This window comes from Cryobacterium arcticum (assembly GCF_001679725.1).
Classification (GTDB): Bacteria; Actinomycetota; Actinomycetes; order Actinomycetales; family Microbacteriaceae; genus Cryobacterium; species Cryobacterium arcticum_A.
This window is the reverse complement of record NZ_CP016282.1, coordinates 2241787-2266307: the sequence shown is the minus strand read 5'-3', so window position 1 is coordinate 2266307 and position 24521 is coordinate 2241787. Positions and strand designations below refer to the sequence as shown.

The following is a 24521-nucleotide window of genomic DNA, read 5'->3' as shown; positions in this document are numbered from 1 at the left end:
AAGGCAACTCAAGAATTCTATTACACGTTTTGGGCGAAGATGTTCACAACGGCCGCTGCGTGCGATTTTGCTTCGGCACTCGTGGGTCCGGGGTCGGCCACGAAGACGCTCTGGCGGTAGTACGCCAGCTCGCGAATCGACTCGAGGATGTCCGCGAGGGCCCGGTGGCCGCCGTCCTTGGCGGGAGCGTTGAAGTACGCGCGCGGGAACCAACGGTGGGCGAGTTCCTTGATGGAGGAGACATCCACGTTGCGGTAGTGCAGCTGCTTGTCCAGGCGCGGCATGTACCGCGCCAGGAAGGCACGGTCGGTGCCGATGGAGTTGCCCGCGAGGGGAGCGCGCTGGTCCTCTGGCACAAAACGCAGCACGTATTCGAGCACCTGATACTCGGCCTCGGCCACGCTGACGCCGTTCGGGATCTCCTCGATGAGCCCGGAGGAGGTGTGCATGTTGCGCACGAAGTCGCCCATGTTCTCCAGGGCGGAGGCATCCGGCTTGATCACGATGTCGAGCCCGGGGTCGAGGATGTTGAGGTCGAAGTCGGTGACGACCACCGCAATCTCCACGAGTTCGTCGGTATTGATGTCGAGCCCGGTCATTTCACAGTCGATCCACACCAACCGGTCACTGCTGTTTGTCATGGGGCGAGTCTAGCGGTGGGCCCCGACAGCTCATCGGGCCGGTTGGCTCGTAGACTTGCCCCGATGCTTACAACACTCGCCGTCCTGCTGCTCATCAACGCCGTGTGGAACGTGGTGGTCTGGCCGCGATTCTACAAGCGGGTCAGCCAGGACGACCGCGCCCGGGATGCGTCGGGCAAGCCGACGCGCTTCCTCATCGTTCATGCCGTGCTGGTGGGTGTCTCCCTGTTTCTCGCCGCCGTGTCGGCCGTCGTGGCCGTCATCGCGCTGGTCAACGGTTAGGAGCCGCACATGGAACTGATCTTCTTCTCCTCGGCGTTCTGCGAGCCGTGCCTGCAGACCCGCGCGATTCTCGCCGAGGTCGAACGACTCGTCCCCGCCGCGAGCGTGCGGGAGCTGGACGTGGCCAGGGACAACGCCGAGGCCGAAGCGGCCGGCATCCGCAACACCCCTACGATCGTCGTGCGGAACGCGGCCGGTGACGAGGTGTTCCGCGCGTCGGGTGTGCCCACGCTCGCGCAGGTCCTGGTCGCGACCGCGAAAGCCCTCTAGACCGCACTGTTCGCGCCGCGGGCGAGGTCGCGGGCGCGACTGCGGTATCGTTGAAGCGCTATGCGCCCCCGTAGCTCAGGGGATAGAGCAGGAGCCTTCTAATCTCTTTGTCGCAGGTTCGAATCCTGCCGGGGGCACAGCACAACCCCGCCGGCTGGTCCGGCGGGGTTGTTTTCTTCTGCGGTAGCGGTGCACGGACGTGCAATGCGGCACTCGCCCGCGAGGCTCACAGCCTGGATATGGCAGCCCTCGCGGCTTGACTTGATAGATTCGTGGCATGCGAGAACAACAGGCGCGAATCATCGCGGAACTGCACGTCACCCCGACTATCGACCCGGCTGCCGAGATCCGTCGCCGTGTGGACTTCCTCAAGGATTACCTGTTGGCCAGCGGCGCGAAGGGTCTGATCCTGGGCATCAGCGGCGGCCAGGACTCGTCTCTGGCCGGACGGCTCTGCCAACTCGCCGTCGAGGAGCTCACCGTGGAGGGGCACACCCCGCGGTTCGTGCCCGTGCGGCTGCCGTATGCGGTGCAGCGCGACGAGGACGATGCCCAGCTCGCCCTGGAGTTCATCGGCGCGGAGTCGAACCTCACCTTCAACATCCAGCGCGCCGTCGATGGCTTCGAGGCCGAGTTCGCCGACAGCACCGGCGCGCCCATGCCCGACTTCGACAAGGGCAACGTGAAGGCCCGTTCGCGGATGATCGCGCAGTACGCCATCGCCGGAGCCAACGGGTTGCTTGTGGTCGGAACCGACCATGCCGCTGAGGCCGTCACCGGGTTCTTCACCAAGTACGGTGACGGTGGCGCTGATCTGCTGCCGCTGACCGGCCTCACCAAGCGCCAGGGCCGGGCCCTGCTGATGGAGCTCGGCGCGCCCGAACACCTGTACCTCAAGGCGCCAACGGCCGACCTGCTCGACGACAACCCCGGCCAGACCGACGAGGCCAACCTCGGCATGCAGTACGAGCACATCGACGACTTCCTCGAGGGCAAGGACGTCGACGCTGATGTGGCCGAAGCCATCGAGCGGCGGTATCTCAGCACCGAGCACAAGCGCCAGGTTCCGGCATCCCTCTTCGACGACTGGTGGAAGTAGCGGAACAGAAGTTGCCGTGACAGCAGAAAGGCCGGGCCGCTCGAGAGCGGACCGGCCTTTCTGCGTGGTGGTTACGGGTTGGGCAGCGGAGCCGGACGTACCTCGAGGGCCTGCACGTCGTCCAACAGACGCTGCGTCTCCGTGGACGGGTACGCCGTCGCACCCGCGGCCGGTGCGGAAGTCGACGCGGGAACATACCCGAGGGGCTGCGGGCTGGAGGTCGACGGCGTGGCCGGGGCGGCGTGCTGGTCGTGGTGCTGCTGGGCCACCCAGGCGTCCTGCTCGGCCAGGAGGTTCTTCTCCGTGGTCGTGTTCTGCGTCTTCCACCGGTCCAGGTCGCCCTGGAAGATCTTGCGGGCGCGAGACGGCTTGTTCTGCCAGTCGATCAGGCGGTCGCGGAACTCCACGAGAGCCGGCTCGAGCTGGTAGCCGAACGTGGCCGAGCTGCGCTTGAGCTCGGCGAGCTGGTGGGCGGCCCAATCGGCCGCGATGTTGGCGCCCTTGATGGGCAGCAACCGCACCTGGATGTCGGCCAGGCCGACGGCGCGGTCGTTCAACACCTGCTCCTGCGGAGTCAACGAGTTCCAAACCGACGCCTCGGTCGCGGCATCCACGATGGTGCCGATGGCCGAGGCCTTGAGCGCACGGTCGTGCTGGGCGATCAGGCGCTTGATCGCGCCACGGGCGATCCAGGCCGCCAGGAGGCTGGCCACGATAATGGCGACGATCAGCACGACGGCGCTGAAAATCACGGGCTGGTTCCTGGTCGCTGAGAGCCAGGTTACGAAATCATTCCACCACTGCATGTGCGGAAGCGTACCGGCCAGAACCGGTGCGGGCCGGGAGCACCCACGGCGTGGCAGAACTCGCCACCCATTTGGCTACTGCCGGGCCGGCGCGATGCCGAGGGTGTCACGGCTGAGCATCGCGGCGCCGGCCACGGCCGCGGGCATCGCCACCACGGCGACGAACGGGATGAGGAAGAGCAGGTACGTGGCCGCCCCGAAGCCGATGGCGACCGGCCGGCGGGAACGGAGTGCTCGCCGCCGGTCCCTGAGGGTGTACCCGCGGGCGTCGAAGGCCAGACCGGTGAGCTCGACGCTCAGCAGCCAGCCACCGAGCACGGCGCCGAGTACGGCCACGACCACCGGTCCCACGAGCGGCACGAAACCGCCGGCGAGCAGCAGCAGACCCACGCCGACGGCAGGCAGGAGCAGCCGCAGGGCGTCGCCGACGGCACGCCCCAACGAGCGCCAGAAGCCGCGTTGGACGGCGGCCGGCGGGTTGCCCAGCCTGGACTCCACCTCGGTCCAGATGCGCTCGTAGAAGGGGTCGCCCACCACCAGCGTCACCGCCGTGAACGTGTAGACGGCCACGAGGGCGGCCACGACCACGAAGACCAGAGCGGCTGCCACCCGGGTGGTGAGGATGAGGGGTTCGGCCCAGCGGTCGGCGAAGGGTGTGGCCCAGATCACGACGGTGTCGAGGTTGACCAGCAGCACGACGATCCCGGCCAGGTAGACGATGCCGACGAGGAACGCCGGCAACGCGCCGAGCAGCATCAGCCGCGGCGACGTGATCCACAGGCCGAACCCGCGGCCCAGGAACCCCGCGCCGGTCAGGAGATCGCCGAGCAGACCGCGTCGGGTGCGTGCGGGCGGCGCAGCCGGTGTGGCGGGGGAGCCGGGCAGGGGCCCGGCGGGAGGCGTGCCGTCGGGCCCGCCTGCCGGGGGTCTGGCGGCGGGCTCGGGCGTCGACTCGGGCGGCATCGTGTCAGCGTACCGGTGGCCGGCCCGGCCCGGCCAGTCAGGCGCAGAGGCACTCGCTCAGCGGAAGCAGTCCGCGGCGTCGTCGATCCGCCAGAACGCTCCCAACTCGATGCGCCGCGACGCGCCGAGCAGCCGGCGGGCCAGGTAGCGTTCGGTGTCGCCGTGACCCTCTCGTTCGATGTGGCCGAGCACGGCCCCCGATCTGTCGACCACACGCCATAGTCCGTCGCGAACGGACACGAGGCTTGGCCCGTGGCGGCGCGTGGGAGTGGGACGGGCACTGTTCGGGCGGGTGTCTGCTGACAACGTGATCATCGGGATCTCCACTGCGACGGCGGGTCTGAATTGCGGATGCCCTCACGGTAGAGGCGACCACCGACATCCACCCGGATGCCGGCAGCCGCCGCCTCGTACTAGTTCATGCCGGTGCCGTGCACGGCGTACGGTTCGATGCTGGCGATCTCGTCGGCGTCGAGAGCCGGTGCCTCCAGGGCGGCGACGGTCTGCTCGAGCTGGCCGATGCTGCTGGCGCCCACGAGCACACTGGTCACCTGCGGCTGGCGCAGGATCCAGGTCACTGCGAGCTGGGCGAGGGTCTGGCCGCGGTCCGCCGCGATGGTGTTCAGGGCGCGGGCGCGCTCGAGATAGGTCTCGCTGAGCGAGTTCTCGTTGAGGAACCGGCTGGTGGCCACCCGGGAGTCGGCCGGAACGGTGCCGCCGAGGTAACGGTCGGTGAGCAGGCCCTGGGCGAGGGGGGAGAAGACGATGCTGCCCATGCCGAGCCGGTCGAGCACCGGGAACAGGCCCTCTTCGATGTGTCGGTCGAACATGGAGTAGCGCGGCTGGTGGATCAGCAGCGGGATCTTGTGCTCGGCCAGGGCGGCGTATGCGGCGACGGTCTGCTCCGGGCTGTAGTTGGAGATGCCGGCGTAGAGCGCCTTGCCGGACTGCACTGCCGTGGCCAGGGCGCCCATGGTCTCCTCGATGGGGGTTTCGGGGTCAGGCCGGTGCGAGTAGAAGATGTCGACATAGTCCAGGCCGAGGCGGCCGAGGCTCGCGTCGAGGGAGGAGAGCAGGTACTTGCGGGAGCCGAAATCGCCGTAGGGGCCCGCCCACATGTCGTAGCCGGCCTTGCTGGAGATGATCATCTCGTCGCGGTACGGGCGGAAGTCCTCCGCGAAGATGCGACCGAAGTTGGTCTCGGCCGAGCCGGGAGGCGGGCCGTAGTTGTTGGCCAGGTCGAAGTGGGTCACGCCAAGGTCGAACGCCCGGCGCAGGATGCCGCGCTGGGTGTCCAGGGGGCGTTCGTGGCCGAAGTTGTGCCAAAGCCCCAGGGAAAGCGCGGGGAGCTTCAGGCCGCTCTTCCCGGTTCGGCGGTACGGCATCTCGGAATAGCGGTTCTCTGCAGCAGCGAAGGTCATGAAGTCACTCTAGAACCGCCCCTCCTCCACAGCGGAACAGTCAGTGCTCGTGACCACACCTGCGGATGCGATGGCGTCGGGCGTGGGCTCCTGGCAGAGAGTGGACGGAGCGCGGTCCCGGGCCACGAACCCGGCACGAGGACTGACCCGGGGCCGCGCCCGCCAGCCAACCGCCTCGTGCCAACTGGAGAGAGAAGTGACCGACACCATCGCCCTGACCGGAATCGTGGCAACCACCCCGCGCCATCTCGTCACCAGTTCCGGTCTGGCCATCACCTCGTTCCGGTTGGCGTGCCGGCAGCGCCGGTTCGACCGGTCGAAGAACTCCTGGGTCGACGCCGACACCAATTGGTACACGGTGTCGAGCTTCCGGCAGCTTGCGCAGAATGTGGAACAGTCTGTGCGGAAGGGCGAGCATGTCCTGGTGACGGGGCGTCTGCGCATCCGGGACTGGGAGAACCAGGACCGCTCGGGAACCTCCGTCGAGGTGGAGGCCGATGCCGTCGGTCACAATCTCAGCTGGGGAACGACCAGCCTGGTGAGAAGTGCTCCGCCCGCTTCGGCCGAGCAACCCGGTGCCGAGCAGCCCGGTGCCGAGCAGCCCAGCGGCGACCAGCCGGGCGCTGACCGGCACGACGGTGACCCGTACGGTGCAGCCCAGCCGAGTGCCGGCCAGCCCGCTGCGGCATGGCCGTCGACCGATATGGAAACACGGCCCGCATAGACTCGTAGCCTTGGTCGCAGGGCGCGGCCCTGGGGGAGGACGACGCGTGGCCCGCATTCTCGACGCACATACCGGAACCCGACCACTGAGCGTGATCGGGGCGACGAACGTCCTGGGATCGCGCCTGGCCGGATCGCGCCTGGCCGGATCACGCCTGACCGGATTGCGCCTGGCCGGGGTGGGCCTGATCGGGTTGGCCCTGGCCGGCTGCTCCGCCGCACCGGGCGATCCCGCCGGCACTCCCACCCAGACGGCGGTCGAGACCCCGGACACGTCGGCGGCACCGGCTGCACCCGAGGATGCCGCCCCGGCCCTCGTCGCCGACGGAACCGCCGCCGACAACCTCGGCTACTTCGACTCGGTCATCGCCGCCATGCTCGCGACGGAACCGAACCCCGTCGGGCGCAGCTACATCGACGCTCTGGTGGCCGCCGGATTCGACAAGTCGGCCATGGAAGTGACCAGCGACACCACCACCAAGGGCGTGCCGGTCGACTCCATCCAGTTCTCCGTGCGGATCACCGACGCGTGCATCGTCGGGCAGAACGGCCCATCCTCAGGCGGTTACCACAGCATCGTGGCGCCGACGCTCGCAACCGGAACGTGTCTCGTCGGAGCCACGCGCCAAATAGACTGGTAAACACTATGGCTGAATTCATTTACTCGATGGTGCGCGCGCGCAAAGCCATTGGAGACAAGCTCATTCTCGACGACGTCACAATGTCGTTCTTCCCCGGAGCCAAGATCGGCGTGGTGGGCCCCAACGGTGCCGGTAAGTCCACGATCCTGAAGATCATGGCCGGGCTCGACACCCCCAGCAACGGTGAGGCCCGGCTCTCGCCCGGCTACTCCGTCGGCATCCTGATGCAGGAACCGGAGCTCGATGAGAGCAAGACGGTTCTGGAGAACGTGCAGGAGGGCGTGGGCCCGATCAAGGCGAAGGTCGACAGGTTCAACGAGATCAGCGCCGCCCTGGCCGAACCCGACGCGGACTTTGACACGCTCCTCGAAGAGATGGGCACTCTGCAGGAAGAGATCGACGCCGCCGACGCGTGGGACCTCGACTCCCAGCTCGACCAGGCGATGGACGCGCTGCGCACCCCGCCGGGCGACTACTCGGTGGCCGACCTCTCCGGTGGTGAAAAGCGTCGTGTGGCGCTCTGCAAGCTGCTGCTGCAGAAGCCCGACCTGCTGCTCCTGGACGAACCGACTAACCACCTCGACGCCGAGAGCGTGCTCTGGCTCGAGCAGCACCTCGCCAAGTACCCCGGCGCCGTGCTAGCCGTCACCCACGACCGGTACTTCCTCGACCACGTGGCCGAGTGGATCGCCGAGATCGACCGCGGACACCTGTACCCGTACGAGGGCAACTACTCGACCTACCTCGAGAAGAAGCAGGAGCGCCTGCAGGTGCAGGGCAAGAAGGACGCCAAGCTGTCCAAGCGCCTCGCCGAGGAACTCGAATGGGTGCGCTCCAACGCCAAGGGACGCCAGGCCAAGTCGAAGGCGCGTCTGGCCCGGTACGAGGAAATGGTCAACGAGGCCGAGCGCGGACGCAAGCTCGACTTCGAAGACATCCAGATCCCCGTGGGCCCGCGCCTGGGCGCCCAGGTCATCGATGCCAAGAAGCTCAAGAAGGGCTTCGGCGACCGCGTGCTGGTCGAGGACCTCTCGTTCACCCTGCCGCGCAACGGCATCGTCGGCGTGATCGGCCCGAACGGTGTCGGTAAGACGACCCTGTTCAAGACGATCGTGGGCCTCGAGCCGCTGGATGCCGGGGAGCTCAAGATCGGCGACACCGTCGACATCTCCTACGTCGACCAGAGCCGCGGTGGCATCGACCCGAACAAGTCGCTCTGGGAGGTCGTCTCCGACGGCCAGGACTACATCCAGGTCGGCAAGACCGAAGTGCCGTCCCGCGCCTACGTGTCGACCTTCGGATTCAAGGGCCCCGACCAGCAGAAGAAGGCCGGTGTGCTCTCCGGTGGTGAGCGCAACCGCCTGAACCTGGCGCTCACGCTCAAGCAGGGCGGCAACCTGCTGCTGCTCGACGAACCGACTAACGACCTGGACGTCGAAACGCTCGGCTCACTCGAGAACGCGCTTCTGGAGTTCCCCGGTTGTGCCGTGGTCATCACCCACGACCGGTGGTTCCTCGACCGCATCGCCACGCACATCCTCTCGTATGAGGGCACCGCGGAGGACCCGGGTAACTGGTACTGGTTCGAGGGCAACTTCGAGTCGTACGAGCAGAACAAGATCGAGCGGCTCGGCCCGGACGCGGCCAAGCCGCACCGGTCCGCGTACCGCAAGCTGACGCGCGACTAGGAGACCCATGCGGCTGCACGTTCCCATCCGACTGCGCTGGTCGGACCTCGACGCGTACGCCCACGTCAACAACGCCGAGATGCTGCGCCTCCTCGAGGAGGCGCGCATCGAGGCGTTCTGGTCGAACGACGAGCCTGGGACCGCCGTGAGCGCGTCAGCCGATGCGCTACGCGCATCCGTACCCGCCTTGACTGGCACCGGCCAGAGCACCGCGGTACTCGACGGACGCCCCGGCGCGGCGACGCTCACACTGATCGCGCGCCTGGAGATCGAGTACCTGGCCCCGATCCCGTACCTGCGTGCCCCGATCGACGTTCAGTTGTGGATCGGCAAGCTCGGCGGCGCGAGCCTGGACGTCTGTTACGAGGTGCGTGGCCCGGTCGGGCAGGAACCCCAGCGGCTCTACGCCCGCGCCACCACCACGATCGTTCTGGTGGATGCGGCAACGGAGCGTCCCCGCAAGATCAACGCGGTGGAGCGGGCCGCCTGGACCCCTTACCTCGAGTCCCCGGTCGACTTCACCCGCAAGTAGCCTTCCCGGGCTAGCCGGCTATGACTTTGTCGCCGTCGAGGGTGACTTTGACCTCGGGGAGCGGGTCGGTGGCTGGGCCTGTGAGCACCGCTCCGGTGGCCGTGTCGAAGAGGGAGCCGTGACAGGGGCACGCGAGTCCCTTCTTCTCCGGCGCCACGATGCAGCCCTGATGGGTGCAGATGGCGCTGAACGCCACGACGGTGCCCTCGGCGGGCTGGGAGACGATGATCTGCGACCCGTTAAGCATCACTGCTTTTGCGCCGCCGACCGGTATGTCCGTGAGCGTGGCGACCTCGGTGGGTGTGGTGGTGCCGGCGTCCGGCGTCCCCGTGGTCGGGCTCGTGGCGTCCGGGGCGCAGGCCGCGAGGGCGAGGGCTGTCCCCGCTCCTCCCGCGACGAGAAGGGTGCGGCGGGTGAGGTTGATGGCCGGGCTCATGATTCTCCTCGGGTCAGACGGATACGAAGACGAGGTTAGTCGCGGGGCTTGGGAACCCGCACCATGCCCTCCTGGGCGACGGTCGCGAGCAACAGTCCCTCACGGCTGTAGATGCTGCCGGTGGACAGGCCGCGGCCGCCCTGGGCGGAGGGGGAGTCCTGCACGTACAGCATCCACTCGTCGACCCGGCCGAAGCGATGCCACCACATGGCATGGTCGAGGCTGGCCACCTTGAGTCCGGGCGTCGCCCAGGCCAGCCCGTGGCGCCGCATCACGGGTTCCATGATCGAGTAGTCGCTCACGTAGGCCAGGGCGGCACGGTGCAGGTCGGGATCGTCGGGGATGGGCTCGAAGGTCTTCATCCAAATCATCTGCTTGCTGGTGTGCTCGCCGTCGACCGTCAGGTAGATCGAGGAGGGCACGTGCCGCATGTCGAATGGACGTTCGTTGGCCCAGTGCCGGGCGAAATCATGGTCGATGTGACCGAGGGTGTCGGCGGTGGTGGGCAGCGATTCCGGGTCGGGCAGATCCGCGGGCATGTCGAGGTGGTGTTCCAGGCCCTCGTCGTCGTCCTGGAACGAGGCGATCATCGACAGGATCGGCACGCCGTTCTGGTACGCCTGGGTGCGGCGGGTGGAGAACGACCTGCCGTCGTGGATGCGGTCGACCGAGAACGTGATCGGGTGGTTGACATCCCCCGGGCGCAGGAAATAGCCGTGCATCGAGTGCACGTGGCGCTCGTCTGAGACGGTGCGCATGGCGGCCACGAGGGACTGCGCGAGCACCTGCCCGCCGAAGACCCGGCCCTGGGGCATCCACTGGGACGGACCGGTGAAGATGTCCTCGCTGGTACGGGCGCCGGTGTCGGTCAGGTCGAGAGCGGCCAGAAGGCCCTCCAGTGGTGCGTGCATACTGCCTCCTCGTTCACGGTCGGGTCCGGAGACGCCGACGTACCTTGGTAGTTTAGACAGCAGATGAGCCAGTCATTTTCCCTCTCAGATTCCCTGTCCCTCGGCGACCTCCAGGTCTACCTTTCGCGCGCCAGCAGGGTGGAGGACGGCTCGGTGCGTCTGGTGTCCGCCGCCGGCGTCCTGGCCGTGTACACCGCGATCCTGTACCCGCGTGGCTTGCTCGACACGAGCCCCACGGTGTTGGGCCTGCGTACCTTCGCACTGACCGAGCCGGTGGAGCTCGACGTCGTCGTTCCGGTGCGGTCGCTCCTCGACCGCCTGGTGCGTCTCGAGGCCGCCGTCACCGATGTGGATGCCCCGGTCACCGTGACCGTGCCGTTGCAGGTGTCGTCGGTGACCTGGGCCGGCATCACGCCGCCCCGCGGCGGCTGGAAATCGCAGGGCAGCGCATCCGCCGGCGTTCTGGAGGACGCCGCCCGGGAGGGTATCGCCGAGGTCGCCGCCGCGATCCCGACGGGCACGGGCGAACAGCTTGTGCAACGGGTGCGCTCAGAGGTCTGGGGCCGGCCCATCGAGGCGCTCGATTTTGTTCCCACCGGCGCCGGGTTCGCTGCGGTGAGCCTCGGTTTCCTGTCGGCGGATGAGCCGGTGCAGCTGTTCGGGACGGGCCCCTGGACCCGGCTGAGCACCACCCGGGGCCACATCCTGGTGCGTCGCAAACCCTGGACCCTGCGCGCCTAACACCCCTCCCGTCCCGCGAACTGTGACTGAACCCCCGGAAGTCTGCGATTTGTGGGCAACGCCCACAGTTCGCGGGAGGAGTAGTGGGGCTAGAGGGCGGCCGCGACCGCGCGGCCGGCCGTGCGGCCGGAGAAGAGGCAGCCACCGAGGAAGGTCCCCTCGAGAGAACGGTAGCCGTGCACGCCGCCGCCGCCGAAGCCGGATGCCTCGCCCGCGGCATAGAGGCCGGGCACGGGTTGTCCGTCCGCCGACAGCGCCCGGGCCGAAAGGTCCGTCTCGATGCCGCCGAGGCTCTTGCGGGTGAGCAGATGCAGTTTCACGGCGATCAGCGGCCCGTTCGAGCGGTCGAGCAGCTTGTGCGGGCTCGCCACCCGGATGAGCCGGTCGCCGCGGTAGTGCCGCGCCTGCCGGATCGCATTGATTTGGGCGTCCTTGCCGAAGTCGTTGTCGAGGGCCCGGTCGCGGGCCAGCACCTCGCGTTCCACCCGGGCCGCGTCGATGCGCACCTCGGGGGAGCGTTTCTGCATGCCGGCGATCAGGTCGTGCAGGGTGTCGGCCACGACGAAGTCCTCACCCTTGCTCTTGAACGCCTCGACGGGCCCGGGTGCGCCTGGTGCGACCCGTTTGGCGAGCAGCCGGAGGTCCTTGCCGGTGAGGTCCGGATTCTGCTCGCTGCCGGAGAGAGCGAATTCCTTCTCGATGATCTTCTGGGTGAGGATGAACCAGCTGTGCTGGTACCCGGTCGTCATGAGGTGTTCGAGGGTGCCCAGGGTGTCAAAACCGGGGAACAGGGGAGCGGGTAGGCGTTTTCCCGTCGCGTCGAGCCACAGTGACGATGGGCCGGGCAGGATGCGGATGCCGTGCCGGGCCCAGACCGGGTCCCAGTTGACGATGCCCTCCGTGTAGTGCCACATGCGGTCGCCGTTGATGAGCCGGGCGCCGGCGGTCTCGCTGATCGCGAGCATCCGCCCGTCGACGTGGGCCGGAACCCCGGAGAGCAGGTTGGTGGGGGCAGTGCCAAGCCGGGCCGGCCACTGGGCTCGCACCAGGTCGTGGTTGCCGCCGATTCCGCCGCTCGTGACGATGACCGCCGACGCCCGCAGCTCGAATTCGCCGATCACGTCGCGGTTGCTGGCTTCTCCGCGCGCCGCGGTGCTGGGGGCGAGGACGCTGCCGCGCACACCGACGACGGTTCCGGTGCCGCCCGCGTCAACGCCGTCGACCAGGAGTTCGTCGACCTGGTGCCGGTGCAGCGCGGTGACCAGGCCTGCGCGCACACCGTCACGCACCCGGGTGATGAACGGCTCGAGGATGGCCGGACCGGTGCCCCAGACGATGTGGAACCGGGGCACGGAGTTGCCGTGCTGCAGGGCCGTGTAGCCGCCGCGTTCGGCCCAGCCGACGACGGGGAAGAACGAGACGCCGCGTTCGCGCAGCCAGGCCCGCTTCTCTCCGGCCGCGAAGTTCAGGTAGGCCTCGGCCCACCGGGTGGGCCAGTAGTCTTCGGTCCGGTCGAACCCGGCGCTGGCAAACCAGTCCTGCCGGGCAAGCTCGAGGGAGTCCTTGACCCCCATCCGGCGTTGCTCGGGCGAGTCCACCAGGAACAGCCCGCCGAACGACCACCAGGCCTGCCCGCCCAGGGAGGCGGCAGGTTCCTGGTCGACGAGCAGCACCCGTTTGCCGGCATCCACGAGTTCGGCGGTGGCGACCAGGCCGGCAAGGCCCGCCCCCACCACGATGACGTCGGCGGATGCGGCATCCTGCGCGGGCAGGCCGGGACGAGAGGGGCTCATGATGACTCCGTTGTCAGCGAGGGACCGCGGGGATGGGCCGCGGCAGGGGTGTGGCTCGTAACTTAGTCGTCGAAGGTGTTGACCATAGCGTGCGCCGCGCGCTCCAGGTAGTCCCAGAGCGTGGCGCGCTGCAGCGGCGGCAGGTCGCAGGAGTCGACGGCGGCCTTCATGTGCAACAGCCAGCGGTCCCGGGCATCCGGATTGACCTTGAACGGCTGGTGCCGCTGCCGGAGTCGGGGGTGGCCGCGTTGTTCGCTGTAGGTGCCGGGGCCGCCCCAGTACTGCTCCAGGAACCCGGTGAGGCGCTCGGCGGCCGGGCCGAGGTCCTCCTCCGGATACATGGGCTTGAGCACCGGGTCACCGGCCACACCGCGGTAGAACTCGGTGACGAGTTTCTCGAAGAACGGCCGCCCGCCGACCTCCTGGTAGAACGACGGGCCGAGCGACGCACCGTTCTCACCCGAGCGCAGGTGAACGCCGGAGGGCCCAGTGGCGGGGATCAACACCGGCCCCGGGGTGGCGGATGCGGCGGCGCCGGCCGGCTCGGTGGGTCGCGGGTCAGTCATCGGAGTCTCCATCGCGTGCTGTGGGCTGGTCGGGGCGCGCCTGGTCGTGCTTGTCGATCGGCCGGGTGCGGGGTTTGGCCTGCTTGGCGGCCGGCTTCGTGGTCGCGGCGGGATCCGGTGCGGTGGGCACTTCGGCGGTCGGGTCGGTGGGAGCGTCCGAGAACGCGGGGGAGCCGTCCTGAATCGGCAGGTGCACGGTGCGGGGTGCCCGTGGTGCCTGATTGCGGGCGATGGACGGGATGCGGGTGGGACGGACGGTCGCGCCCGGCCCGGCCGGGGACTGCGTGCTCGTGTCGCCGGCGGCCGAGGGTGGGGCAGTCGGCGCTGCTGGTGACTTGGTGGCGCGTGGAGCGGCCGGGCGTTCCGCGGCCGGGGCCGGAGCCGCAACGGTCGCGTTCGCTGCCTCGAGGGCCTCGGCGGCCTTCTGCGCCCGGGTCTTGCGGGGAGCCTTCTTCGCCGGAGGGGCGATAACCGGCAGCGGGGTGGTGCGCGGCGGGCGGGCGCCCTGCACACTCGCGGCACCCTCGAAGCCCGTGAGCACGATGCTGGAGAGCGAGGGAAGCTCCACGCCCATGGCGTCGAGCGCCTTCTTGAGCCGGAGGCGCAGCTCGCGCGCCACGTCGTCCTTGGCCGAGGTGCGGGTCTTGATCACGATCCGGATGACGATGGCATCCTCCGCGATCGATTCGATGCCCCAGACCTCGGGCTTCTCGATCACGCGGGAGCGCCACTTCGAGTTGGTGGCCATCTCCACGGCCACGCGGAGCATCTCGGCCTGCACGGCATCAACGTCGGTTTTGTACGGCACGGCGAGGTCGATGATCACACGCGCCCAGCCCTGCGACATGTTGCCGACCCGCAGGATCTCGCCGTTGCGAACGAACCAGAGGGTGCCGTTGACGTCGCGCACCTGCGTGATGCGGATGCCGACGGCTTCGACGACTCCGGTGGCGGGACCGAGGTCGACGACGTCGCCCACTCCGAGCTGGTCTTCCATCACCATGAAGAGGCCGTTGAGCACGTCCTTGACGATGTTCTGGGCGCCGAAACCGAGACCGGCGCCGAGGGCAGCCGTGAGGAGCGCGAACGAACTGAGGATGGTGGTGTCGATCGCGTTCACGCAGAGCAGGATCGCCACGATCACGACGAGAACGTTGACGATATTGGTGAGGACCGAGCCGAGCGTGCGGGTGCGCTGCACCGTGCGCACCGCCGAGAGCGGGGAGACGTTCAGAGACTGCGTGTCATCGACATTCTGGGTCTTCTTGACCCCGGACACGATCTGCGTCACGACGCGCCGGATCACAAAGAGAAGAATCCAGCGCGCGATCAGCGAGAAGACGACGATGGCCGCGATCTGAACGATGTCCCAGTTCCAGATCATGTCGGCAGTTTTCCAAAATATGTTCCAGTCCATAGCCCGCCAAGTCTATCGAGCGGCGACTCCGGCGTTCCTGAAGGCCAAGGCACGCGCGTCAGGGCACGCTGGTCGAGCTTGTCGAGACCCGGTGCGGGATCTCGACAAGCTCGATCAACGACCGGCGTCGGGAGGTGTTACTCCTTGTCGCGTGCCTGAACGCGCAGGGAGCGCTCCACTCCGGCGAGGTTCTCCACCACGAGACGGCGCAGGGCGGCCGGCTCCGGGTTGGCGTCGAGCCAGGCGCGGGTCGCGTCCACCAGTGCCTGGTTCGACAGCGGCGACGGGTAGAGGCCCGTGATGAGCTTCTCCGCGATGGAGTAGCTCCGCTCGGCCCAGACCGTCTGCAGAACGTCGAAGTACTGGGCGACGAACGGCTCGAGCAGGCTCGTGTCGTGGGCGCGCAGGAACCCGGCGGCGGTGACCCGCACGATGGTGTTCGGTGCGGTGTCCACGTCGATGAGCGACGACCAGGCGGCCTGCTTCGCGTCGAGCGTGGGGATCGCGGCACGCGCGTTCGCGGCCGACTGGGCGCCGGTGGCGGTGTTGTCCGCGGCCAGAGCGGCGGCGATCTCTTCTTCCCCGGCTTCTCCGCCGGCCACCAGGGCGGCGAGCAGCTCCCAGCTCAGATCGGTGTCGATGGTGAGGCCGGGCAGGGCGAAGGAACCCGTGCGAAGGCCCGCGATCGCGGCCAGCTGGGCCGGCGTCTCGGCGACGGAGGCGAAGAACTTGACGAACTGGAACTGCGCGTCGCTGCCGGCCTCCGCGCCCTGGGCCAAGGTCCAGAGAGCATCGCCGACGGCGATGACGGTGGCGTCCCGGTGCTCGGGGGCCACGTAGTACTGCGCGGCGAGCGACACCTGGCCCAGCACGGTGCGCAGCGTCGTCGACTCGGTTTCGGTGGCGACGTTGCCCAGTACCAGACGCACGAAGTCGCGCGGCGAGGTCTCCGCGTCGCGGGTCGCGTCCCAGACGGAACCCCAGACCAGCGAGCGGGCCAGGGGGCTTTCGATCGCGGCGAGGTGCTCGAGGGCCACGGCGTGCGAGGCCGGGTCGAGCCGGACCTTGGCGTAGGCGAGGTCGTCGTCGTTGAGCAGGATCAGGTCGGCGCGGGTGCGGCCGACGAGCTCCGGGACATCCGTCTGCACGCCGTCGACGTCGAGCTCGACACGGTGGGTACGGACAAGGGCACCGTCGACGAGGTCGTAGAACCCGATCGCGAGGCGGTGCGGGCGGATGGTGGGGTAGTCCTCGGTGGCGGTCTGCAGCACGGCGAACGCGGTGATGACTCCCGCGTCGTCGACCTCGATCTGCGGGCGAAGGGTGTTGACGCCCGCGGTCTCGAGCCACAGGGCGGCCCAGCCGGAGAGGTCGCGGCCGCTGGCGGCCTCGAGCTCGACGAGCAGGTCGGTGAGCTCGGTGTTGCCCCAGGCGTGCTTCTTGAAGTAGGAGGCGACGCCGGTGAAGAACGCGTCGATGCCCACCCAGGCGACGAGCTGCTTGAGCACCGAGCCGCCCTTGGCGTAGGTGATGCCGTCGAAGTTCACCTGCACGTCTTCGAGGTCGGTGATGGTGGCCACGACCGGGTGCGTCGAGGGCAGCTGGTCCTGGCGGTACGCCCAGCTCTTCTCCATCGCGGCGAAGGTGGTCCACGCCTCGGTCCACTCGGTGGCCTCGGCGGTGGCGATGGTCGACGCCCACTCGGCGAACGACTCGTTCAGCCACAGGTCGTTCCACCACTTCATGGTGACCAGGTCGCCGAACCACATGTGTGCCAGCTCGTGCAGGATCGTCACGACGCGGCGTTCCTTGATCGCGTCGGTGACCTTGGAGCGGAACACGTAGGTCTCGGTGAAGGTGACCGCGCCGGCGTTCTCCATCGCGCCGGCGTTGAACTCCGGCACGAACATCTGGTCATACTTGTCGAACGGGTACGGGAAGTCGAACTTCTCCTCGAAGTACGCGAAGCCCTGGCGGGTCTTCTCGAAGATGTAGTCGGCGTCGAGGTACTCGAACAGGCTCTTGCGGCTGAACAGGCCCAGCGGGATGATCCGGCCGTCGCTGGAGGTGAGCTCGCTGCGCACCACGGCGTACGGGCCGGCGACGAGCGCGGTGATGTAGCTGGACATGGTGTGGGTGGGCTCGAACGCCCAGGTCTTGTTGCCGTTGCCGGCATCCGTGGGCTCGGGCGTGGCCGAGTTGGAAATGACCTCCCAGGCGCCGGGCGCGGTGACCGTGAAGCTGAACGTGGCCTTGAGGTCGGGCTGCTCGAAGACCGCGAAGACGCGGCGGGAGTCGGGCACCTCGAACTGGCTGTACAGGTACACCTCGTCGTCGACGGGGTCGACGAAGCGGTGCAGTCCCTCGCCGGTGTTCGTGTACGCGGCGTCGGCGACGACGGTGAGCACGTTTTCGGCCGCGAGACCGTCGAGCTGAATCCGGATGCCGTCGCTGACGACGGCCGGGTCGAGCTCGGCACCGTTGAGGGTGACGCTGTGCACGCTTTCGGTGATCGCGTCGATGAAGGTCGAGCTGCCGGCCACGGCGCTGAAGGCGACGGTGGTGGTGCTGGCGAAGGTCGTCGGACCCGTCGTCAGGTCAAGGGTGACGTCATAGCTGGTCACGCTGACGAGCGCCTTGCGCTCCTGGGCTTCGATCCTGGTGAGGTTTTCTCCGGGCAACGGTATTCTCCATCTTCGTTTCGCGGCGCTTCTGGCGCTGTCGCGTAGAGAATAAGCCTAGCCATGATCCGATCAGCCGACCGGACGCAGCATCGCGGCCGGGCGGTCGACCGTGAGTGGGCCGTGACGCCAGGCCGTGACGTCAAGCCGTGACGTCAGAGTGCGGGAACCGGGGCCCGGTCGGCGCCGGCGCGGATCGGCCAGGCACCGTCGATGACGATGAGATCGTCACCCTTGGACTTGCGCAGGTATGACTGGAAGCTCTCGGCCTGCTCGAGCGCCCAGCCGACCTGTCGGGTGTGCAGGGCGTGCAGATCGGTCTCGTCGGTCTTGGCCAACAGGGCCCAGGCCACGCGCCCGGTGGCCACGGCATCCGCCTCGGCGTCGTGCGCGCCCTCGAGCAGCACCCCGTAGAACTCGGCAGTCACCACGAGGGTGCGCTTGCCCTTGCGGTAACGGTCGATGGCCTTGTCGATGACGTAGGGGTCGATGACCGGCCCGAAGTCCACGATCGGTTCGAGGCCGTAACGGCGGGCCTCCGCGTTGAGCATGGACAGGTCGAAACTCGCGTTGTACGCCACGATCGGGCGGCCCCCCGCGATGCTGCGACGGAGTACCGTGAGCATCTCGGCGATGGCCGTGGCCGGGTCGACCCCGTCGCGCTGGGCGACCTCGTCGGTGATGCCGTGGATGGCTGAGGCTGAATCGGGGATGGGGATACCGGGGTTGAGCAGCCAGCTGTACGACCCGTTCACGGTGCCGTCGCGCATGACACGGCCGATGAAGCACGTGACGATGCGATCCTCGTCGGTGTTGACCCCGGTCGTCTCCAGGTCGAAGACACAGAGCGAGGGGATCTCGGCGATCATGGTGGGCCCGATTGATGTCTGCACGCTCCAGACACTAGCGGTGCCCTCCGACACTGCCCGTCAGGCGCCCGGGAGTGCCGTGCATCCGTCCCGCGAGCCGTGAGTCAAGCTCCGGAAATCCGGCATTTTCGGGGTTTAGCTCAGAGTTCGCCGGGGACGGGGCGCGGGCTACCAGGTGCCGGGCTTGTAGTCCTTGAGGAAGACACCGTGGATATCTTCGCCGGCCTCGCCGCGCACGATGGGATCGTAGACGCGGGCGGCGCCGTCGACCAGGTCGAGCGGCGCGTGGAAGCCCTCCTCGGCCAGGCGGATCTTGGTGGGATGCGGGCGCTCGTCGGTGATCCACCCGGTGTCGACGCTCGTCATCAGGATGCCGTCGGAGAGCATCTCCTTGGCGCTCGTGCGGGTGAGCATGTTCAGCGCGGCCTTGGCCATATTGGTGTGCGGGTGGCCGGGCCCCTTGTAACCTCGCCCGAAGACCCCCTCCATGGCCGACACGTTCACAATGTAGGTACGCCGGGCAGCGGATGCGGCCATCGAGGCGCGCAGACGGCTCACCAACAGGAACGGCGCCGTCGTGTTGCACAGCTGCACCTCGAGCATCTCGAGCGGGTCCACGTCTTCGACGTTGGCCGTCCAGCTGTTCTCCTCGTGCAGGTCGGGCACCAGCCCACCGGCGTCGATCGCGGTTCCGGCGGCGAGCCGGGCCAGCGAGGAGGAGCCGGGCGCGAGGGCCAGCGCCGTGAGGTCGTCGGCGGTGAGTGCCGCTCCGGTCGCGGCGGCGGCCAGGATCGGGTGGCTCGCCACGGAGGCCGCCAGCGCGGTGGGGTGGGCGTCGTTGGTGTGCCCGAACGAGACGATCTCGGGCAGGTCGCCGTCGGGCAGCGGCGACGATTCGGCCTCCACCAGCGGGGAGTAGGAACCGGGGGAGCGGCGCACGGTCTGCGCGGCGTTGTTGATCAGGATGTCCAGGGGACCGGCAGCGGCCACGGAGTCGGCCAGGCCGATCACCTGGGCCGGGTCGCGGAGGTCGATCCCCACCACGCGCAGGCGGTGCAGCCAGTCCTTGGAGTCCGGCATGGCGCTGAACCGGCGCACGGCGTCGCGGGGGAACCGGGTCGTGATGGTGGTGTGCGCGCCGTCGCGCAGCAACCGCAATGCGATGTACATGCCGATCTTCGCGCGGCCGCCGGTGAGGAGCGCCCGCTTGCCGGTGAGGTCGGTGCGCGCGTCGCGCTTGCTGTGGCTCATCAGGGCGCAGCTCGGGCAGAGCTGGTGGTAGAACGCGTCGACGAGGGTGTATTTCTGCTTACAGATGTAGCAGGCCCGAGGCACGAGCAGCTCGCCGGCACTGGGGCGGTCGGTGCCCAGGCGCAGCTGGGCGCCGATGGTCTCGTCGTCGATCCGGGTGGGGGCGCCCGTGGCGGTCGCCGCGATGACCTCGCGGTCGGCGTCGGCGATCAGCTGCCGCTTCTCGTGCCGGCGCACGGTCTTCACCGACTTGAACATCTTGGCGGTGGCCTGGCGGACGGTGACGAAGTCGGGGTCGTCCGGGTCGATGGTCGCCAGCGACGCGAGCACGCGCAGCGCCACCTCGAGGTCCTGCGGGTCGATGGCCGGGACGGCGGATGCGGCGGCCTGGCCTGGTCCGGTCTCAGAAGCGGATGCGGCGGCCTCGGCTCGTGCGGCGGGATCAGCGGGTGCGCTCTGCGGGTGTTGCTCGGTGGTCATCAGAGAATTCTACGACGGCGCATCCGCCGGTGGTTTCAGAAACAGGCCACACGTCGGTCGAGCCTGTCGAGACCCCGGGACATGCCTTGCGGCGCGGGGGTTTCGACAGGCTCGACCAGCGGTGCGGCTCGGTGCCGGAAGGTTAGACCTTGGCCGGCTCCGCGTCGGGATCCGCGGTCTTGAGCGCGCTCAGGTCCATCGACGAGGTCGGCGGCTCATAGGTGGCATCGAACGGCATTTCGTCGGTGTCCAGCAGCGGGTTGTCGTCCTGGCCGGCGACGAGCTCGCGGGCCTCCTCTTCCGATTCCACGCTCGGCATGGAGCCGGGCAGCGGGCGGTTGGCCGATTCCTTGAGCCAGAAGATGCTGATCGCACCGATGAAGGAGGTGGCCATGAGGTAGTAGGCCGGCATCATGTCGTTGCCGGTACCCGCGATGAGCGCCGCGATGATGAACGGCGTCGTGCCACCGAAGATGGCGACGGCGAAGTTGTACGCGATGCCCATGGCGCCGTAGCGGCTGGCGGTGGGGAAGAGCGCCGGCAGCGCCGAGGCCAGGTTGGCGACATAGAAGGTGACCGGGAACGCGATCAGGGCCAGGCCCAAGAGCGTGGTGAAGATCGTGCCGACGCCGATGAGCATGAACGCGGGGATCGAGAGCACGACGGCGCTGATGGAACCGATCCAGAGCACCGGGCGGCGGCCGATCTTGTCGGAGAGCCGGCCGGTGAGGGGGATGCAGCAGGCCATGATCACGAGGATCGGGATGGTCAGCAGGGTGCCGTGCAGCTCGTCGTACCCCATGGTGCTGGTGAGGTAGGTGGGCATGTACGAGGTGAGGGCGTAGCCGACCGTGTTGGCGGCGGCGACCAGGATCATCGCGAGCAGGATGCCGCGCCAGTAGTTCTTGAAGATCGCGAGCGGCCCCTTGGGGATGCTGTCGTCCTCGACGAAGTTGGGGTCCTTGGAGTTGACCTCCTGGGCGTCCAGGCTGGCCTGGAACGCGGGGGACTCCTCGATCTTCATGCGGAAGTAGATCGCGATGAGACCCAGCGGACCGGCGATGAGGAACGGGAGGCGCCAGCCCCATTCCTCCATGGCGGCCTGACCTAGGGTGACCTGCAGGATCGACACGAGCGCGGCGCCCATGGCGAAGCCCAGGTAGCTGCCCATGTCGAGGAAGCTGGCCAGGAAGCCACGGTTCTTGTCCGGGGCGTGCTCGCTGACGAAGGTGGTCGCACCGGCGTACTCGCCACCGGTGGAGAAGCCTTGGACGAGCTTGGTCAGCACCAGCAGGGCCGCGGCCCAGATGCCGATCTGCGCGTAGCCGGGCAGGATGCCGACCACGAAGGTGGAGGCGGCCATGATCATCAGGGTCATGGCGAGCACCTTCTGGCGGCCGACCTTGTCGCCGAGCCAGCCGAAGAAGACTCCGCCGAGAGGGCGGGCGATGAAGGTGGCGGCGAAGGTGCCGAGGAGGAACAGCGTCTGCACGGTCGGGTCGGCCTCGGGAAGGAAGACCGGGCCCATGGTGGTGATGAGGTACCCGAAGACACCGACGTCGTACCATTCCATGGTGTTTCCGACGATGGTTCCGCCGAGAGCCTTCTTCAACATGGGGCGATCGACGACGTTGACGTCGGACACTTTCAGGCGTCGCCGAAGCAGGGGCTTCTTGATCTTCTTCGCGGCGCGATCTGCGCCATTAATAGCGTTAGACATGAGTCACTTTCTGACAGTAGAGATGCCTCTTGTGGAGGTCATGACATGACTCTTGCGCAGACATGGCCAACCTCGATGTGGAGGTCGGCAGATGCCTCAGATGGAGGTCATGTGCCCCGGATGCGGGGCGGCCCGTCAGCGGGCATAAGACTCAATTTTAGCGCAATATGGGGCTGAATCAGGCATTTCATTTTCGATAGCGGCTCTGGACAGGGCTTTAGCCGGGTTCCGGTCGCCCGCGAAACTGGGCATTCCGGGGCCAGCGGCTCGCTTAGGCTGGACCAATGAGCGACTCTGTGACCTTCTGGTTCGACCCCTCCTGCCCGTGGGCCTGGATGACTTCTCGTTGGGTGGACGAGGTGAGCAATCTGCGCGGATTCGAGGTGACCTGGCAGGTGATGAGCCTTGCGGTGCTGAACGAAAACAACGATGTGTCCGAGGAGTACCGGGCCTTCTTCCCCCGGGCACTCAAATACACCCGACTCGTGCAGGCCGCACAGGAACTGCACGGCCAGGAAACCGTCAAGGCCCTGTACGACGCCCTGGGTACCCGCATCCACCACGAGGCCAACTCGGATGCCGATTCCGTGATCCCCGCGGCCCTCGCCGAGGTGGGCCTGCCGGCCGACTTCGCCCGGTACGCCGAGAGCGACGAGTTCGACGTGCAGATGCGCGCGAGCCACTTCGACGGCATCAACCGAGTGGGCCAGGATGTCGGTACCCCGGTGATCGCCGTGAACGACGTGGCCTTCTTCGGCCCGGTCATCTCTCCGGCACCCATGGGCGACGCCGCCCTCGCGCTCTGGGACGGCGTCGTGGCCGTGGCCGCGTACGACGGCTTCTTCGAGATCAAGCGCAGCCGCACCCGCGAACCGATCTTCGCCCCCGCGGTCACCGTCGCCGCAGAATAGCGCCGGCGCAGCCCGGGCGGAGCGCCGCCCGGGCTCGACAAAATAGACTGCTCAGCATGCGCATCCACATCGCCACCGACCATGCCGGACTCGACTTCAGCAAGCACCTGATCAGCCACCTGGGCGACGCCGGCCACGAGGTCATCGACCACGGGCCGACGAGCTACGAACCGCTCGACGACTACCCGGCGTTCTGCATCAGCGCCGCCGCTGCCGTGGTCGCCGACCAGGCCGATGGCGTCGAGGCCCTCGGTGTGGTGTTCGGCGGGTCAGGCAACGGCGAGCAGATCGCGGCGAACAAGGTGCGCGGTGCGCGGGCCGCTCTGGTTTGGAACCAGGCGACGGCCACGCTGGCCCGGGAGCACAACAACGCCAACGTGATCGCGATCGGCGCCCGCCAGCACCCCATCGACGATGTCATCGCGTTCATCGACACCTTCGTGGCCACGCCATTCCCCGGCGAGGAGCGCCACCAGCGCCGCATCAACCAGTTGGCCGAGTACGAGCTCACCGGCAGCATCGCCGGCACCGTGCTCGACCGCTGACAGCCGAGCGGACACACCGTAAGCCGCACACACGCAGACCCAGCCATCCATCACAAGGAGCGTCGCCGTGCCAGAGGGACATTCGGTCCACCGCATCACCCGTCAGTTCGCGCGTAATTTTGTGGGCCGTCGAGTCTCGCTGTCGAGCCCGCAGGGCCGGTTCGCCGCCGGGGCGGCACAGCTGGACGGCCATGTCATGACGGATGCCCGAGCGGTGGGCAAGCAGATGTTCCTGGAGTTCGACAACGGCCTGTGGCTACGCGTGCACCTGGGCATGTACGGCGCCTGGGACTTCGCGGGCGACATCATCATGGACGCCACCATCGCGTCGAGCAACGGACGGATGGGGCAGACCAACCAACGCGGCACCGACCTCAGCGCCGGCAGCGACACGCGCAGCGACACGGCGGGCGACACCGGGGGAGGCTCGCTGCCCGGCCCGGTGCTGGACTCCGCCGGCGAGAACTCGCTGCACAGCATCGGCGCGCCCCGGCGCACACGGGTGCGCATGGCCGAGCAGGAACGCGAGATCGACCAGCTCGAGACCTTCCCGCCCGAACCGGTCGGGCAGGTGCGGGTGCGCCTTCTCACCGACACCGTGTCGGCAGACCTGCGCGGCCCGACCGCCTGCGAGGTGCTCGACCCGGCCCAGGTGGATGCGGTGATGAACCGGCTCGGACCCGACCCCCAGCTGGACGACACACCCGAGGCCGAACAGCGCTTCGTCGACACCGTGCGCAAGAAGCCCACCCGGATCGGGCTCCTCCTGATGGACCAGTCCGTCGTCAGCGGCATCGGGAACGTCTACCGGGCCGAGCTGCTGTTCCGGGCCCGGATCAACCCGCACGCGCCGGGCAAGTCGCTCAGTGAGGAGAGCCTGCGCGCCCTGTGGCGGGACTGGGCGCACCTGCTCGCCATCGGCGTGGCCACCGGCCAGATGATGACCATGGACGACCTGGGCGCCGACGCGTATGTGCTCGCGATGAAGAACCGGGCCGACCGGCACTGGGTCTACAAGCGGGAGGGCCTGCCCTGCCGGGTGTGCGGCACCCACATCACCCTCGAGGAGATGGGCGCCCGCAAGCTCTACTACTGTCCGTCCTGCCAGGCCTGACCTGCCGCATCCGCCGCCGA

At 68.1% G+C, this 24521-nt stretch carries 25 protein-coding genes and 1 tRNA gene; 12 read left to right on the top strand and 14 right to left on the bottom strand.

Going from position 1 to position 24521, the window contains the following annotated elements; translation table 11 throughout:
* Positions 1–20: 20 nt before the first annotated feature.
* A complete protein-coding gene (gene orn / locus PA27867_RS10175; protein ID WP_066596024.1) occupies positions 21–641 on the bottom strand; it encodes an oligoribonuclease in 621 nt (206 codons plus the stop codon).
* A gap of 63 nt (positions 642–704) precedes the next feature.
* Between orn and PA27867_RS10170 the strand changes: the two genes are divergently transcribed.
* The 4 genes from PA27867_RS10170 to nadE all read left to right on the top strand — a co-directional run bounded on the left by PA27867_RS10170 (position 705) and on the right by nadE (position 2292).
* Entirely contained in the window at positions 705–923 is a 219-nt protein-coding gene (locus tag PA27867_RS10170) for an SCO4848 family membrane protein (protein WP_066596021.1), read from the top strand.
* Between the two features lie 9 nt (positions 924–932).
* On the top strand, positions 933–1193 hold the full coding sequence (locus tag PA27867_RS10165) for a thioredoxin family protein (RefSeq protein ID WP_066596019.1): 261 nt from the start codon (positions 933–935) through the stop codon (positions 1191–1193).
* A 64-nt stretch (positions 1194–1257) separates the two neighbouring features.
* A tRNA-Arg gene (locus PA27867_RS10160) sits at positions 1258–1330 on the top strand.
* Between the two features lie 140 nt (positions 1331–1470).
* On the top strand, positions 1471–2292 hold the full coding sequence (gene nadE / locus PA27867_RS10155; RefSeq protein ID WP_066596017.1) for an ammonia-dependent NAD(+) synthetase: 822 nt from the start codon (positions 1471–1473) through the stop codon (positions 2290–2292).
* Between the two features lie 71 nt (positions 2293–2363).
* Here the strand turns inward: nadE and PA27867_RS10150 are convergent, their stop codons facing one another.
* The 4 genes from PA27867_RS10150 to mgrA all read right to left on the bottom strand — a co-directional run bounded on the left by PA27867_RS10150 (position 2364) and on the right by mgrA (position 5482).
* Positions 2364–3044, bottom strand: coding sequence for a hypothetical protein (locus tag PA27867_RS10150; RefSeq protein ID WP_066596015.1), 681 nt, complete (start codon positions 3042–3044; stop codon positions 2364–2366).
* 129 nt (positions 3045–3173) lie between these two features.
* The gene (locus PA27867_RS10145; protein ID WP_084020963.1) at positions 3174–4061 is read right to left on the bottom strand and encodes an EI24 domain-containing protein; all 888 of its coding nucleotides are present in this window, start codon (positions 4059–4061) and stop codon (positions 3174–3176) included.
* A 57-nt stretch (positions 4062–4118) separates the two neighbouring features.
* On the bottom strand, positions 4119–4274 hold the full coding sequence (locus PA27867_RS20605) for a hypothetical protein (protein WP_236900682.1): 156 nt from the start codon (positions 4272–4274) through the stop codon (positions 4119–4121).
* Between the two features lie 200 nt (positions 4275–4474).
* Positions 4475–5482, bottom strand: coding sequence for an L-glyceraldehyde 3-phosphate reductase (gene mgrA, locus PA27867_RS10135; protein ID WP_066596014.1), 1008 nt, complete (start codon positions 5480–5482; stop codon positions 4475–4477).
* A gap of 196 nt (positions 5483–5678) precedes the next feature.
* On the opposite strand from mgrA, the gene ssb reads away from it, so the two are divergent.
* Genes ssb through PA27867_RS10115 form a run of 4 tightly spaced genes read left to right on the top strand, consistent with a single transcriptional unit; the run spans position 5679 to position 9066 of the window.
* Positions 5679–6206 (top strand): single-stranded DNA-binding protein, encoded by a 528-nt coding sequence (gene ssb / locus PA27867_RS10130; RefSeq protein WP_066596010.1) that lies wholly within the window; start codon positions 5679–5681, stop codon positions 6204–6206.
* 46 nt (positions 6207–6252) lie between these two features.
* On the top strand, positions 6253–6846 hold the full coding sequence (locus tag PA27867_RS10125; protein WP_236900681.1) for a DUF6993 domain-containing protein: 594 nt from the start codon (positions 6253–6255) through the stop codon (positions 6844–6846).
* Positions 6847–6851: 5 nt separating this feature from the next.
* Positions 6852–8534 (top strand): energy-dependent translational throttle protein EttA, encoded by a 1683-nt coding sequence (gene ettA, locus PA27867_RS10120; protein ID WP_066596009.1) that lies wholly within the window; start codon positions 6852–6854, stop codon positions 8532–8534.
* Between the two features lie 7 nt (positions 8535–8541).
* A complete protein-coding gene (locus tag PA27867_RS10115) occupies positions 8542–9066 on the top strand; it encodes an acyl-CoA thioesterase (RefSeq protein ID WP_066596008.1) in 525 nt (174 codons plus the stop codon).
* 10 nt (positions 9067–9076) lie between these two features.
* Here the strand turns inward: PA27867_RS10115 and PA27867_RS10110 are convergent, their stop codons facing one another.
* Positions 9077–9502, bottom strand: a complete 426-nt coding sequence (locus tag PA27867_RS10110; protein WP_066596007.1) for a ubiquinol-cytochrome c reductase iron-sulfur subunit — start codon at positions 9500–9502, stop codon at positions 9077–9079.
* Between the two features lie 35 nt (positions 9503–9537).
* Entirely contained in the window at positions 9538–10413 is an 876-nt protein-coding gene (locus tag PA27867_RS10105; protein WP_066596005.1) for an acyl-CoA thioesterase, read from the bottom strand.
* A 63-nt stretch (positions 10414–10476) separates the two neighbouring features.
* Here PA27867_RS10105 and PA27867_RS10100 point away from each other — a divergent pair, with 63 nt between their 5' ends.
* Positions 10477–11154 carry a hypothetical protein gene (locus PA27867_RS10100; protein WP_066596003.1) on the top strand — a complete coding sequence of 226 codons (678 nt, stop codon included), beginning with the start codon at positions 10477–10479 and terminating at the stop codon, positions 11152–11154.
* 89 nt (positions 11155–11243) lie between these two features.
* On the opposite strand, the gene PA27867_RS10095 is transcribed toward PA27867_RS10100, so the two are convergent.
* The 7 genes from PA27867_RS10095 to PA27867_RS10065 form a co-directional block, all read right to left on the bottom strand.
* The gene (locus PA27867_RS10095; RefSeq protein WP_066596001.1) at positions 11244–12947 is read right to left on the bottom strand and encodes an FAD-binding dehydrogenase; all 1704 of its coding nucleotides are present in this window, start codon (positions 12945–12947) and stop codon (positions 11244–11246) included.
* A 62-nt stretch (positions 12948–13009) separates the two neighbouring features.
* The gene (locus PA27867_RS10090) at positions 13010–13513 is read right to left on the bottom strand and encodes a globin (protein ID WP_084020961.1); all 504 of its coding nucleotides are present in this window, start codon (positions 13511–13513) and stop codon (positions 13010–13012) included.
* A complete protein-coding gene (locus tag PA27867_RS10085) occupies positions 13506–14897 on the bottom strand; it encodes a mechanosensitive ion channel domain-containing protein (RefSeq protein ID WP_236900680.1) in 1392 nt (463 codons plus the stop codon). The genes PA27867_RS10090 and PA27867_RS10085 overlap by 8 nt, the downstream gene beginning before the upstream one ends.
* Before the next feature lie 170 nt (positions 14898–15067).
* On the bottom strand, positions 15068–17611 hold the full coding sequence (gene pepN, locus PA27867_RS10080; RefSeq protein WP_066595998.1) for an aminopeptidase N: 2544 nt from the start codon (positions 17609–17611) through the stop codon (positions 15068–15070).
* Positions 17612–17766: 155 nt separating this feature from the next.
* Positions 17767–18504, bottom strand: a complete 738-nt coding sequence (locus PA27867_RS10075; protein ID WP_236900679.1) for an exonuclease domain-containing protein — start codon at positions 18502–18504, stop codon at positions 17767–17769.
* Positions 18505–18648: 144 nt separating this feature from the next.
* Entirely contained in the window at positions 18649–20211 is a 1563-nt protein-coding gene (locus PA27867_RS10070; RefSeq protein WP_084020959.1) for an SDR family NAD(P)-dependent oxidoreductase, read from the bottom strand.
* A 142-nt stretch (positions 20212–20353) separates the two neighbouring features.
* The gene (locus PA27867_RS10065; protein WP_084020957.1) at positions 20354–21931 is read right to left on the bottom strand and encodes an MFS transporter; all 1578 of its coding nucleotides are present in this window, start codon (positions 21929–21931) and stop codon (positions 20354–20356) included.
* Positions 21932–22215: 284 nt separating this feature from the next.
* On the opposite strand from PA27867_RS10065, the gene PA27867_RS10060 reads away from it, so the two are divergent.
* The 3 genes from PA27867_RS10060 (at position 22216) to PA27867_RS10050 (ending at position 24501) form a co-directional block, all read left to right on the top strand.
* On the top strand, positions 22216–22842 hold the full coding sequence (locus PA27867_RS10060) for a DsbA family protein (RefSeq protein ID WP_066595992.1): 627 nt from the start codon (positions 22216–22218) through the stop codon (positions 22840–22842).
* 56 nt (positions 22843–22898) lie between these two features.
* Complete coding sequence (locus PA27867_RS10055) at positions 22899–23387, top strand: ribose-5-phosphate isomerase (protein ID WP_066595984.1); 489 nt, start codon at positions 22899–22901, stop codon at positions 23385–23387.
* A gap of 67 nt (positions 23388–23454) precedes the next feature.
* On the top strand, positions 23455–24501 hold the full coding sequence (locus PA27867_RS10050; protein ID WP_066595975.1) for an Fpg/Nei family DNA glycosylase: 1047 nt from the start codon (positions 23455–23457) through the stop codon (positions 24499–24501).
* Positions 24502–24521: the final 20 nt, after the last annotated feature.